The organism is Corynebacterium sp. CCUG 69979, from assembly GCF_024454095.1.
Classification (GTDB): Bacteria; Actinomycetota; Actinomycetes; order Mycobacteriales; family Mycobacteriaceae; genus Corynebacterium; species Corynebacterium genitalium.
The window spans coordinates 84,871-96,882 of sequence record NZ_JAGPZA010000007.1; the positions used below are offsets into that span (position 1 = coordinate 84,871).

The 12,012-nt window shown below is 60.5% G+C and carries 11 protein-coding genes, 1 tRNA gene and 1 pseudogene; 8 read left to right on the plus strand and 5 right to left on the minus strand.

Annotated elements, in window-relative coordinates; genetic code table 11:
* Positions 1-33: 33 nt before the first annotated feature.
* From KBX18_RS05935 to KBX18_RS05950, 4 genes are all read left to right on the plus strand, one after another.
* Positions 34-1,242, plus strand: a complete 1,209-nt coding sequence (locus KBX18_RS05935; RefSeq protein WP_255995207.1) for an amidohydrolase — start codon at positions 34-36, stop codon at positions 1,240-1,242.
* A 264-nt stretch (positions 1,243-1,506) separates the two neighbouring features.
* Complete coding sequence (locus tag KBX18_RS05940) at positions 1,507-2,136, plus strand: YdhK family protein (protein WP_255995208.1); 630 nt, start codon at positions 1,507-1,509, stop codon at positions 2,134-2,136.
* A 7-nt stretch (positions 2,137-2,143) separates the two neighbouring features.
* Positions 2,144-2,650 (plus strand): O-acetyl-ADP-ribose deacetylase, encoded by a 507-nt coding sequence (locus KBX18_RS05945; RefSeq protein WP_255995209.1) that lies wholly within the window; start codon positions 2,144-2,146, stop codon positions 2,648-2,650.
* A gap of 2 nt (positions 2,651-2,652) precedes the next feature.
* Positions 2,653-3,534, plus strand: coding sequence for a DMT family transporter (locus KBX18_RS05950; protein WP_255995210.1), 882 nt, complete (start codon positions 2,653-2,655; stop codon positions 3,532-3,534).
* 5 nt (positions 3,535-3,539) lie between these two features.
* Here the strand turns inward: KBX18_RS05950 and KBX18_RS05955 are convergent, their stop codons facing one another.
* Complete coding sequence (locus tag KBX18_RS05955; protein ID WP_255995211.1) at positions 3,540-3,830, minus strand: hypothetical protein; 291 nt, start codon at positions 3,828-3,830, stop codon at positions 3,540-3,542.
* Between KBX18_RS05955 and KBX18_RS05960 the strand changes: the two genes are divergently transcribed.
* A complete protein-coding gene (locus KBX18_RS05960) occupies positions 3,829-4,317 on the plus strand; it encodes a GNAT family N-acetyltransferase (protein WP_255995212.1) in 489 nt (162 codons plus the stop codon). The two genes, KBX18_RS05955 and KBX18_RS05960, sit on opposite strands and share 2 nt — an antisense overlap.
* Before the next feature lie 194 nt (positions 4,318-4,511).
* On the opposite strand, the gene KBX18_RS05965 is transcribed toward KBX18_RS05960, so the two are convergent.
* A tRNA-Leu gene (locus KBX18_RS05965) sits at positions 4,512-4,588 on the minus strand.
* A gap of 71 nt (positions 4,589-4,659) precedes the next feature.
* Complete coding sequence (locus KBX18_RS05970) at positions 4,660-5,013, minus strand: hypothetical protein (protein ID WP_255995213.1); 354 nt, start codon at positions 5,011-5,013, stop codon at positions 4,660-4,662.
* A gap of 390 nt (positions 5,014-5,403) precedes the next feature.
* Here KBX18_RS05970 and polA point away from each other — a divergent pair, with 390 nt between their 5' ends.
* Positions 5,404-8,067, plus strand: coding sequence for a DNA polymerase I (gene polA / locus KBX18_RS05975; protein WP_255995214.1), 2,664 nt, complete (start codon positions 5,404-5,406; stop codon positions 8,065-8,067).
* Positions 8,068-8,142: 75 nt separating this feature from the next.
* Here the strand turns inward: polA and KBX18_RS05980 are convergent, their stop codons facing one another.
* Positions 8,143-9,474: a hypothetical protein gene (locus KBX18_RS05980; protein ID WP_255995215.1), complete on the minus strand. Its 1,332-nt coding sequence runs from the start codon at positions 9,472-9,474 to the stop codon at positions 8,143-8,145.
* 358 nt (positions 9,475-9,832) lie between these two features.
* On the opposite strand from KBX18_RS05980, the gene rpsA reads away from it, so the two are divergent.
* Together rpsA and KBX18_RS05990 are read left to right on the plus strand one after the other, a co-directional pair.
* Positions 9,833-11,308 carry a 30S ribosomal protein S1 gene (gene rpsA / locus KBX18_RS05985; RefSeq protein WP_255995216.1) on the plus strand — a complete coding sequence of 492 codons (1,476 nt, stop codon included), beginning with the start codon at positions 9,833-9,835 and terminating at the stop codon, positions 11,306-11,308.
* 173 nt (positions 11,309-11,481) lie between these two features.
* Positions 11,482-11,907, plus strand: a complete 426-nt coding sequence (locus KBX18_RS05990) for a hypothetical protein (RefSeq protein ID WP_255995217.1) — start codon at positions 11,482-11,484, stop codon at positions 11,905-11,907.
* Here the strand turns inward: KBX18_RS05990 and KBX18_RS05995 are convergent.
* Positions 11,866-12,012: pseudogene (locus KBX18_RS05995) on the minus strand (IS256 family transposase); the annotation flags it as partial. The gene KBX18_RS05990 and the pseudogene KBX18_RS05995 sit on opposite strands and share 42 nt — an antisense overlap.

The window sequence follows — 12,012 nt, forward strand, 5'->3', positions numbered from 1 at the left end:
AGGTAGAACCCTTTCATCTAAGGAGGTATCCCAATGGCCACCGAGAACTTTCAGAAACTGATTGACACTCTGGAAAACACGCGGGCTGAGCGCGAGGAACTGTACAAGTGGTTCCACCAACACCCCGAGCTCTCGATGGAGGAGCACGAGACCGCCGCGCGCATTGAGGAAGAACTCAAGCGCTTAGGCCTCGAGGTGCAGACATTCGCTGGCACCGGCAAAGTCGCTGTCATCCAAAACGGTGAAGGCCCGGTAGTTCTGTTCCGTTCTGACCACGACGCATTGCCGATCGCCGAAGAATCCGACGTCGACTACGCCGCGCCGTACGAGTTAGGCAAGATGCACGCCTGCGGCCACGACATGCACACCACCGCCCAGCTCGGTGCGGTCGGTGCACTAGTGCGCAACAAGGACTTGTGGTCCGGCACGTTCATCGCGCTGTTCCAGCCCGGTGAGGAAGCCGGCGGAGGGGCGCGCCGCATGGTCGAGGATGGTCTCGTCGATAGGCTGCCGAAGCCAGACTACGTCTTCGGTCAGCACATCTTCGCCGAGGACCCGCCGTACGGCTTCATCTTCACCCCGGGGCGCATGACCACCGCCGCATCGAACTGGAAGGTGCGCATCCACGGCAAGTCCGGCCACGCGTCACTTCCGCACCGTTCCATTGACCCGATCCCCACCGCCGCGTCGATCGTGACCCGCCTGCAAGCCGCCGTCGTGCGCGAGGTCGACCCATTGGAGATCGCCATCATCTCCGTCGGTTCCATCAACGGCGGAACCACCTCGAACTCAATTACGGACATGGTGGAACTAGGCATCAACACCCGTGCCTCCACTGACGCGATCTCCGAGCAGATCCAGAACATCATGAAGCGCGTGGTCACCGCCGAGTGCGAAGCGGGCAACTGCCCGCAGCCGCCGGAGTTCGAATACCTCGACTCCGTCCCGGTGGTCTACAACGACCCGGAGCTCACTGAACGGGTCAAAGACACCTTCACCGAGTTCTTCGGTGAGGATCTGGTGCAGTACGGTCCCGGGTTCCCCGGCTCCGAAGACTTCCCGATCATCCCGAACGCCTGGGACGTACCGTACTTCTTCATCGGCTGGTCCGGTTTTGAAGAGGGGCAGGCTGGCCCGCCGAACCACTCCAAGGGATTTGTGCCACAGATCCAGCCGTCTTTGGACCGTGGCTCGATCTCCGTGCTGCTCGCAGCCGCCACGGTGATGGGGACGGACGATTAGGCGGCTGGGCTTTACAAGGTCCTGCGGGGCGCCTTCTGGGGCCCACGTGCTATGACCCCCAGGGCGTGACCTTCAAGGCCCCGTTCGCCCGCACGTGCCATGAACCTCTGTCTATCTCTTCGGTGCCGATGTCCACAGCTGACGGGAATTCTTGATCGGGAAGGTGAAACCGAGCATGAAGATGATCGTGACGAACGGAACGAGCACGAAGCGCATGTAGAATGGTTCAGTTACCGTCCGCCTACGCAGAATGAGGTACACATCATGACCACACGCAAGACCATGGCAATCGCAACCGTTGCAGTGGCGGGTTTGTTCGCTGCTACTGCATGCTCCTCCGAGAATACTGAGGTGCCTCAGACCCCTGAGACCACAGTCCAGGAGGAGACGAGCGCGGAACAGAACCACGAGCACGGAGACGACGCCAGCGACCACAACCACGGCGGCCACGAGGGCCACGAGCACGCTGAAGACGGTGGCCCCGCCCCCGAAGGCATGACAGAGGCTTCCGCTCCGACCTATCCCGTCGGTACGGAAGTCATTCTCACCGCGGACCACATGCCCGGCATGGACGGTGCGGAGGCCACCATCGTCGGCGCTTTCGATGGCACGTACACCTACGCCATCTCCTACGACCCGACCGACGGTGGCGAGCGTGTGACCAACCACAAGTGGGTTGTTCAGCAGGAGCTCGAGGATGCTGGCGAGGAGCGCTTGGCCGACGGCACCGAGAAAGTTGTCACCGCCGAGCACATGAAGGGCATGAAGGGTGCGACAGCCACGATCGACAGCTCTACCGATGAGACTGTCTACATGGTCGACGTTGAGGCCGACGGCATGACCATGAAGAACCACAAGTGGGTCGTCGAGAGCGAGATCAAACCCGCGAACTAGCAGAGTCATGAAACTCACTGTCATTCGCGGAGACATCACGCGAGAGCTTGTCGACGCTATCGTCAACGCCGCCAACTCTTCCCTCCTCGGGGGAGGTGGGGTCGACGGGGCGATCCACCGTGCTGGCGGCCCGGCTGTCCTCGCTGCCTGCAAGAAAGTCCGTGCGGAGCAGTGCCCCGACGGGCTACCCACCGGTGACGCTGTAGCGACTACCGCGGGCGACCTTTCTGCCACATGGGTCATTCACACTGTCGGTCCAGTGCACGGTCGCGGCACGCGTCAAGAACTCGTATCGTGTTACCGCCGCTCCATGGAGGTAGCAGGCGAAATCGGTGCCCGCACTATTGCTTTCCCGCTGGTGAGCGCCGGTGTTTACGGTTGGCCGCTTGACGACGCCGCTGCCAGCGCCATCGAAGGCGTCACCGAGTCCGGCGTCGAAATGGACGAGGTCCGCTTTGTCGCCTTCTCACCGGAGACTGAGGAAGCGTTGCAGAAAGCACTCGACGACCGGTAACTATGCCTGCTAGTGCACAAGAGGGCAGCGCCGTATCGCCGCTGCGCCCAGTGATCCTCATCCTCATCGGATCGTTGGGGAACCAATCATCGTCCGTCATTTCCTCGACGTTGTTTGCTCAGCTTGGCACGGTGGCTGTGTCGACGCTTCGTCTTGCCCTCTCTGCGGCGTTCCTGTTCGTCATCTTCCGGCCAAGGCTCACCAAGCTCAGCCGCGAACGATGGATCAATGCCGTCATCTACGGTGCGGCCATGGCAGCAATGAACCAATTCTTCTTTGCTGCGGTCGCCCGTATCCCGTTGGGCGTCGCGGTCACATTGGACTTCCTCGGGCCGTGCTTAGTGTCGTTTTTTGGGATCAAGTTCTGGCAGGGCAGGGTATGGGCTCTCGTGGCGTTTGCAGGGATCGTGCTCATCACGGGCCCTTCCTCAGGTCTGGACCCGCTCGGGATCACATTCGGTCTCATTGGGGGAGGCTTCTTTGCTGCCTACACTGTGTTCGCTGAACGCGTTGGAAAGGCCGAAGGCGGGCTTGGGGACTTAGCAATCTCCGTAGCAGTCGCCGCGATTCTCACCTTCCCACTGGTTGCGCCGTCGCTTGGAAACGTCGATAAGCGCGCATGGCTGATCCTCACCATTGCCGCAGTTGTGGGAGTGGTCATTCCGTACATTGCGGACACATTGGCGGCGAAGTTCTCCTCGGCACAGGTCGTCGGCACGCTTTTTGCTCTTGATCCTGTGCTTGGTTCTCTGCTCGGATGGCTCTTCGCCGGCGACCAGCTCACCGTGCGCATGGTCGTCGGCATTGCCTTGGTGACCGTTGCGGGCGCGGCCATTACCTGGCAGTCGGCCCCGAAGAACGAGACAAAGCCCGAGCCTTTCTAATCGGTCTACAGCCTCAGCAGGCCGGCGGAATACTTTTCCCGAAAGCCATCGGGGGCGGAAACGCGCTGGCCTGGAAAACCGCCAGACCGGAACACGCGGTTGAAATAGTCGACGAAGGGCTCGTGGATGGGTTGTGCGTGCGCGTCCTCGTTCACGAATGTGCCTTCAACGGTGGGAGCGGGAAGTTCGAAACCGTACGGTGCCCCTCCGGAAATATTCGCTTTGTGCAGGCTATCTGGCGCCACGGACAGGTCATGCGGCAAGACTAAGGCCCCGCGCAGTAGAAAGAGAACCATGATCGACGCAGTATTCCGGCCGCTGTCAGACGGCGACCGCGTATTACTGGAGCAGGCCACGCTCGGGAACGTGAATTGGAACGGTGACCGGTTCACCCTTGATCAGGTCAGGGAGACCGAAGCGTTAGCTCATTACCTCGAGTTTGATCCTGAGCGCGGGGACATCGGGATTGTAGCGGAGAGGGATGGTCGAGCTGTTGGCGTCGCGTGGGCGCTTTTCCTGCCGGCGGAAGACCCGGGGTTCGGGTACGTTGATGCGGATGTCCCCGAGTTGAGCCTGTGGGTTCATCCCAATGCGCGCGGCCAAGGGCTTGGCCGTCAGCTTCTGCGGGAGCTTCTTGACGCTTCCTCGCAGCGAGCAATCGATGCGGTCAGCTTGTCCGTTGAAGAGGGAAATTTTGCCCGGCAGCTCTACCTCTCGGAGGGGTTTAAGGACGTCCCCGGATCCGGAGTTAACGGCGTCATGGTACGCCAACTCCGCCGCTAGGGTCTTGGTTCTAAACTCGGGGGTTGTTGTTCTTGCCGATGGCGATGCCCAAAACGATTCCGACGATTAGGGCGATAACAGCAACGATAATGGTGACTAAAGAGAAACCAAACACAGCTTTTCCTTTCCTAGACGGGTGACTTAGGTCACACTACCGCCGTTACGCCAAACCGGCAGGAAATCGGAGAAAGTAGTGGTGCCCCAGGTGAGACTCGAACTCACACTGGACGGGTTTTGAATCCGTTGCCTCTGCCAATTGGGCTACTGGGGCGTGCTGAATAAGAATAGCGCAGCGTGTTTCACGGACGAAATGAGGTCTAGACCAGCAAGAAAGCTGCGCCTTTAATCGGGGTCTTCTTCGATGTTGTTGACTGCGGAGACAAACGCCTCAGCGCCTTCCCGCTCGAGGGCATCAAGAGCTTCCTGGAGAAGGGTTTGACGGTGAGACCCACCCAGCCTGTTGGCTTTGTTGATCACTTCCGGGGTGATGCGGTCAAGCCCGGGGTCTAACAAGGAAAGCGGAATACTCCCGACCTCGTATGGCGCGTCAGGAGGAATCCTCTTGTGCAGGACGTACATCACTACGAAAATCAGCGCTGGAGCGATGAGAAAAACCCAAAGCATGAGAAGTGCGGGGTCCCGGGGCTCACTGAAGAGGTAACCGATCAGTCCCAGCAGCGCGAAGGGGATGAGCATGCTCGCGAGACACCCGGCGCACCCTAACCAGATGTAGATCGTCCTGATCCGTTCGATCGTTGGGGTTGTTGGAGACGCTGTCGTTGTCACCACCATGGCCGAAGAATCGGGCGCTAGTTCGATCGAGATGCTTTTGTTCTTCGATGGCGGCAAGTCCGGGTATGGCCATACGTTTCGCGTCTCCAAGCGTTGCTCCTTTCTCCGTCATGGGTGAAACGCGCGCATCGGGCTGGAAGTTCGAGCAAGTGGCAAAACTAGAAGACTGCTGGAGGAGATAAACCAAAGACGATGCTTTTGACCTGCAGGTTTACGTGAGCGGTATTCCGGAAACCGGCCAGTAGTATTCCGGGCGCGGGGAGGTGTCCGGGCCACTCGGTAAAGTGGTGCCTTGTGACTGCGAACAAGAAACGCCTTTTGCTTATCGACGGCCACTCCATGGCCTTCCGCGCGTTCTACGCCTTGCCGGCCGAGAACTTCTCCACCTCCGGCGGGCAGAACACGAACGCGGTGTATGGCTTTCTGTCCATGTTCGCGAACATCCTCTCCGAGGAGCAGCCGACGCATGCTGCCGTCGCTTTCGATGTGGGGCGCAAGACCTTCCGCACGGAAAAATTCCCGGAGTACAAAGCTCAGCGCGAAGCCGCCCCGGAGGAATTCAAGGGGCAAGTGCCGATCATCCAGGATGTGCTGGGAAGCTTGGGCATCGTCACGTTGACAAAAGACAACTACGAGGCCGACGACATCTTGGCTACGCTGACGACGCAAGCGCAGGATGAATACGAGGTGGTCATTGTCACCGGCGACCGCGACTACATCCAGCTGGTCAACGACGACGTCACAGTCCTGTACCCGACTCGCGGTGTATCCACCCTGACCCGTTTCACCCCGGAGGAAGTGGAGAACAAATACGGTCTCACACCGGCCCAGTACCCGGATTTCGCGGCGTTGCGTGGCGACCCCTCGGACAACCTGCCTAACATCCCGGGCGTGGGGGAGAAGACCGCCACCAAGTGGATCGTGGAAAACGGGGACTTGGAGGCCCTTATCGCCAACGCCGACTCCATTAAGGGCAAAGCTGGCGATGCCTTTCGTGAGCGTATCGAGCAGGTCAAGCTCAACCGCGAACTGACCCAGATGGTCACCGATCTCGTACTGCCTGTCGGCCCGGATGATCTGGAGCTCAAACCGGCAGATGTCGGTGCAGTGGCGAAGGATTTCGATGATCTCGAGTTCGGCGTCAACCTCCGCGAGCGCGTTTTGGCAGCTGTGCCGACGGACGGCAGTGCGCCGGAGCCGGAGACCGTTCAGCTCAGCGAGGTCACGGTGGACGACGGCCCGCTTGACGAGTGGTTGTCCGCACATAAGGGCCAGGGTCTCGCCGTGTTCGTCACGGGTCATGGGGCGCCGGCGGCGGGGGATGCTGTGGCGGTGGGAATCGTCGACAAGCAGCGGCACGCTGTGAGCAAGCAGCTAGCGGAATTAAGCCCGGGGGAGGAGTCCGCGTTGCAGACGTGGCTCGAGTCGGCCGCACCGAAGTACCTGCACAGCGCGAAGGAGACGTTCCACATGCTGCGCGGCCGCGGGATCACTTTGCGCGGCATTGCGCACGACACAGCGATTGCGGCGTACCTGCTGCGCCCTGGCCAGCGTACGTATGATCTCGGCGACGTGTACCAGCGTCACCTGCAACGCCAGCTCACTACGGGCAGCGACCAGCTGAGCCTGCTCGATGAGGACACAACGCTTGTGGACTCGGCCGCGGCGATCCTGGAGCTCGCGGAAAAGCTCACCGAGGACTTGCGCGCGATCAATTCTTACGAGCTCTACGCCGATCTCGAATTGCCGCTAGTGACCATCCTCGCTGAGATGGAGGACACCGGAATCGCCGTCGACATGGGCGTCCTCGAAGAGCAGCTGAAAGAGATCGCGCAGAAAGTCACCGACGCAGAAGACACAGCACGTTCGCTTGTCGACGAACCCGACCTGAACCTCTCGTCCCCCAAGCAGCTCTCCGTCGTCCTCTTCGACAAACTCGAGCTGCCCAAGACGAAGAAGACCAAGACCGGCTATTCCACCGCCGCCAAGGAGATCGAGACGCTCGCCGCAAAGAACCCGCACCCGTTCTTGGATCAGCTACTCGCGCACCGCGAATGGCAGAAGCTCAAGTCCACCATTGAAGGCCTGATCAAGACCGTCCACGACGACGGCCGCATCCACACCACCTTCAACCAGACTGTCGCATCCACTGGGCGCCTCAGCTCCACCGAGCCGAATCTGCAGAACATCCCCGTGCGCACCGAGGCCGGCCGCCGCATCCGCTCCGCCTTCACCGTGGGTGACGGCTACGAATGCCTCCTCACTGCGGACTACTCCCAGATCGAGATGCGCGTCATGGCGCACCTGTCCGAAGATCCCGGCCTCATCGAGGCGTACAAGGAAGGAGAGGACCTGCACAACTTCGTCGGCTCCCGCGTCTTCGACGTGCCCATCGACGACGTCACCCCCGAGCTGCGCCGCCGCGTCAAAGCCATGAGCTACGGCCTCGTCTACGGCTTGAGCGCATACGGCCTGTCCAACCAGCTGGGTATCCCCGCCGGCGAAGCGAAGAAAATCATGGAGTCCTACTTCCAGCGCTTCGGCGGCGTGAAACGCTACCTCGACGAGGTCGTTGAACAAGCCCGCCGCGACGGCTACACATCCACCGTCTTCGGCCGCCGCCGCTACCTGCCGGAGCTCACCTCCGACAACCGTGTCGCGCGCGAAAACGCAGAACGCGCCGCCCTCAATGCTCCCATTCAGGGCACCGCGGCCGACATCATCAAGGTCGCCATGATCCGCGTCGACGCCGCGCTTAACGACGCCTCCCGCGACCAACCTTTCCAATCCCGCGTCCTCCTCCAAGTCCACGACGAACTCGTCGTCGAAGTCGCCCCCGGCGAGCTCGAGCAGGTTCAAGCGATCGTCGAGGAGGAAATGGACCGCGCCATCACACTGCGCGTCCCGCTGGAAGTCTCCGCCGGAACCGGCACCAACTGGGACGAAGCAGCACATTAGCCCGGGGCCGGCGCTTGTTCCGCGCGGCACCCGGGCTAATAGGGAAGGCAGGGGGGGAGGCCCCTCTAGATTTTCCTAGATCTTCGTGGAGCCGGAACCCGTGCTGGAATCGGCGGCCGCGTCAGAGCCCTCGCTGTCTGTACCGTCTGCACTGTCTGCGTCTTTGGTGTCTTCATCGTTTTCGTCCTCGACCTCGGACTGGAGGGCTTTCTGGAATTCTTCGTCATCAAGCATAGATTCCTCAGCCAGCTCGTCGAGCGACATGTCCGCGAACTCGCTGTCCGGGTCGAGATTCTCCTCGTCGGTCACCAGATGGACAGCGGCAGTGCGCAGCTCGCCCTCGCGGTCCAGGCGGTCGCGGTAACGGAAGTACTGGTAGACCAACACCGCGATCACGAACAGGCCCAAGTAACCCAGGATCGGGTACAGGTTGGCCACCAGTGGCTTGAAGCCGATGAACGACAGCACGAAGCCGACCAGGCAGGCGCCGACGTAAACCTTGTAGAAGTTGTCCGGGTTGTTGCGCGTCAGGCGCTTCGCCAGCGCGTAGATCATGCCCAGGCACGTGTTGAACACCATGAGGAAGATGACCCACGTCATGACCTGGCCGAGTGCTGGGTTGATGTTGAACAGCACGGTCAACAGCGGCAGATCGTCGCCGTTGATCTCCTTCGCCTCCATGAACAGCGTGACAACGAGCAGAGCCAGCATCGCCGCGTACAGGAAGCCCGCGACTATCCCGCCAATGCGGACCGACTTGTTGTCGAAGTTGTCGCCGCCGATCACAATCGCCATGGACACCGTGCACAGCGCGTTCAAGCCCGTATGGTTCAGCGCGCCCAGCCACCACGTGGGAGCGCCCGTCGCGCCCTCCACATTCTGCTGCGCCCATTCGCTTTGCGACGCAAAGTCCACGCTCGTATGCGTGAACGTCCAAATCGACGCGATTAGGACGAAAATGATGAGCAGCGGAGTGACGAGCCCCAGAACCATTGAGATCTTGTTCACATCCAGCCGGCCCACCAGCAGCATGATGACCAGCATGGCCACACCGCCGACATAGATCGGCCAACCGTATGCTTGCTCAAGGTTCGAACCGGCACCGGCGAACATCACGAAGCCCACACTGAACATGCAGGCGATCGCCGACCAGTCCATGATCTTCGATGAAAGCCCGTCCGAGACTTCGCCGAACACACGCGTGTGCTCGTTCGCCTGGAAATAGGAACCGAAAGCGAGGAAGGCCACCGCGGCAAAAGCCATGACCACACCGGCCAGGACAATGCCCCACATGCCCATCTCGCCGTACGAGACGAAGTACTGGAACGCCTCCATGCCGGAAGCGAAACCGGCGCCCACAACGACGCCGATGAAAGCGAAGCCGATACCGATACCGCGCTTCAACATAAAAACACCACCTATATGCCCTGCGGGCACTATCAAATTTGGTTGACTGTCTAAGGATAAAGAGATTGGTGTGAAAATGGTGAATTCGCGCCACAGATTTCTTCACCGCTCGCCCGGAAAGTGACCTGCGACGCGCGAGATCAAAGTTTGCTCGAGCTGGGCAAATGAACTAATCTCGGCAAGGCGTATCTACGCTGCCCGCGTGGCCCCGGTCGTAATAGGAGGGCCGCCCACGGCGGGAGCGAGATCGAAATCCCAGCGTGACCGGCCTCTTTTGGGGCGTCGATAAGCTGCTTTTTCGAGAGATGCGCTCATGTCCAACCGCTATCTCCTATCCATATTCGGAGCAACATAACCTATGCCCACTTCTACTACCCCGCAGGTTGCCATTAACGACATTGGCAGCTCTGAGGAATTTCTTGCCGCAGTTGACGCCACCATCAAGTACTTCAACGATGGTGACATTGTCACCGGCACCGTGGTCAAGGTCGACCACGACGAGGTTCTCCTTGACATCGGTTACAAGACCGAAGGTGTCATTCTGACCCGTGAGCTCTCCATCAAGCACGACGTCGACCCGGATGAGGTCGTTCAGATCGGCGATGAGATCGACGCTCTGGTCCTGACCAAGGAGGACAAGGAAGGCCGTCTTCTTCTGTCCAAGAAGCGTGCACAGTACGAGCGCGCCTGGGGCACCATCGAGGAGCTGCAGAAGAACGACCAGCCTGTCACCGGTACCGTCATCGAGGTGGTCAAGGGTGGCCTGATTCTCGACATCGGTCTGCGCGGCTTCCTGCCCGCATCCCTCGTTGAAATGCGCCGCGTCCGCGACCTGGACCCCTACATCGGCCAGGAGCTCGAAGCGAAGATCATCGAGCTGGACAAGCACCGCAACAACGTCGTTCTGTCCCGCCGCGCTTACCTGGAGGAGACCCAGTCCGCGGTCCGCTCCGACTTCCTCCACCAGCTGGAGAAGGGCCAGGTCCGCAAGGGTGTCGTGTCCTCTATCGTCAACTTCGGCGCCTTCGTCGATCTCGGCGGTGTTGACGGCCTGGTCCACGTGTCCGAGCTGTCCTGGAAGCACATCGACCACCCGTCCGAGGTTGTCACCGTCGGCGACGAGGTCACTGTCGAGGTGCTCGACGTCGATCTCGACCGCGAGCGCGTCTCCCTGTCGCTGAAGGCGACCCAAGAAGATCCGTGGCGCGTCTTCGCCCGCACCCACGCTGTGGGCCAGATCGTTCCGGGCAAGGTCACCAAGCTCGTCCCGTTCGGCGCATTCGTCCGCGTCGAAGAGGGCATCGAGGGCCTGGTTCACATCTCCGAGCTGGCACAGCGCCACGTCGAGGTGCCGGATCAGGTCGTCGAGGTGGGCCAGGAGGTCATGGTCAAGGTCATCGACATCGACCTGGAACGCCGCCGCATCTCCCTGTCTCTCAAACAGGCAGACGAGGACTACATCGAGGAGTTCGACCCGTCCCGCTACGGCATGGCCGACTCCTACGACGAGCAGGGCAACTACATCTTCCCGGAGGGCTTCGACCCGGAGACCAACGAGTGGATGGAAGGCTACGACGAGCAGCGTCAGGAGTGGGAGGCCCGCTACGCCGAGGCTGCCCGCCTGCACGAGGCTCACACTGCTCAGATCGAGCGCAACCGCGCCGCTGCAGCCGAGGCTGAGGAATCCGGCGAGGCAGCAGCTCCGTCCAACTACAGCTCCACCGGCGATGCTGCAGCTCCGGCAGCTCCGTCCGCTGGTGAGGCTGAGCAGGGTGGCTCGCTTGCTTCCGACGAGCAGCTCGCGGCTCTGCGCGAGAAGCTCGCAGGCAACTAACGCCTAGCATTTGTGGCCCGCACTCCGGTGCGGGCCTTTTTGCATGCTTATCGACGCCTTCCCCGCAACCCCTCCCTTGCGTCCCTGTGGATAAGTCTGGTTGTGGGGTGGGTTATCCACAGATTTTTGGTGGTTTTCTTATCGAGGGTGCCTTTTTGCTTAGCGTGTGTGTCATGAGCGATTTTGACGCGTTTCTTGGTTCTCTTGGCAGTCCGATGGATGTCCTGGCTGGTTTCGACCGTCAGGCTGCTTGTGCTGCCGGTGTCAAGCCTGCCACCTATATCGAGTGGGAGAAGGCTCACGAGGTCTATTTCGGGATAACTCGCTCTACTCGCAAGCAGGCGCAGGCGGTGCGTGTTGCGCGTCAGACGGGCAAGTCGTTGGATCAGATTCTGTTCATCGAGCAACACGTCAAAGCCGCCGGCTCCGAACGCGAAAAATGGAAGCTGCGCCTGGCGTTGTTGTCCGTGCGGGGTAACTATGAGACGTTGAAGCGCCGCGCCAAAGACATCGCCCCTGACCGAGGGTGTCCGATTGTTTGTGTGTGGGGGTTTGGTTTACAAGTAGTCTGCGAATCGGTCGGGGTAAGCCACGGCTAGTTGGTTGATGGCTTGTTTCCACCCGTTAGCTTTCGCTCCTTCAATATAGCCATTGCATTCGATGTCGCGCTTCGCTTTCTTCGCTCGCTGGGCAGCGCGTTTGTC

Bases quoted from the DNA above. Each gene is read 5' to 3' on its own strand.
- rpsA (WP_255995216.1), top strand. From the start codon at position 9,833: ATGCCCACTTCTACTACCCCGCAGGTTGCCATTAACGACATTGGCAGC.
- KBX18_RS05940 (WP_255995208.1), top strand. From the start codon at position 1,507: ATGACCACACGCAAGACCATGGCAATCGCAACCGTTGCAGTGGCGGGT.
- KBX18_RS05935 (WP_255995207.1), top strand. From the start codon at position 34: ATGGCCACCGAGAACTTTCAGAAACTGATTGACACTCTGGAAAACACG.
- KBX18_RS05955 (WP_255995211.1), bottom strand. From the start codon at position 3,830: ATGGTTCTCTTTCTACTGCGCGGGGCCTTAGTCTTGCCGCATGACCTG.
- KBX18_RS05945 (WP_255995209.1), top strand. From the start codon at position 2,144: ATGAAACTCACTGTCATTCGCGGAGACATCACGCGAGAGCTTGTCGAC.
- KBX18_RS05980 (WP_255995215.1), bottom strand. From the start codon at position 9,474: ATGTTGAAGCGCGGTATCGGTATCGGCTTCGCTTTCATCGGCGTCGTT.
- KBX18_RS05970 (WP_255995213.1), bottom strand. From the start codon at position 5,013: ATGCTCATCCCCTTCGCGCTGCTGGGACTGATCGGTTACCTCTTCAGT.
- KBX18_RS05950 (WP_255995210.1), top strand. From the start codon at position 2,653: ATGCCTGCTAGTGCACAAGAGGGCAGCGCCGTATCGCCGCTGCGCCCA.
- KBX18_RS05990 (WP_255995217.1), top strand. From the start codon at position 11,482: ATGAGCGATTTTGACGCGTTTCTTGGTTCTCTTGGCAGTCCGATGGAT.
- KBX18_RS05960 (WP_255995212.1), top strand. From the start codon at position 3,829: ATGATCGACGCAGTATTCCGGCCGCTGTCAGACGGCGACCGCGTATTA.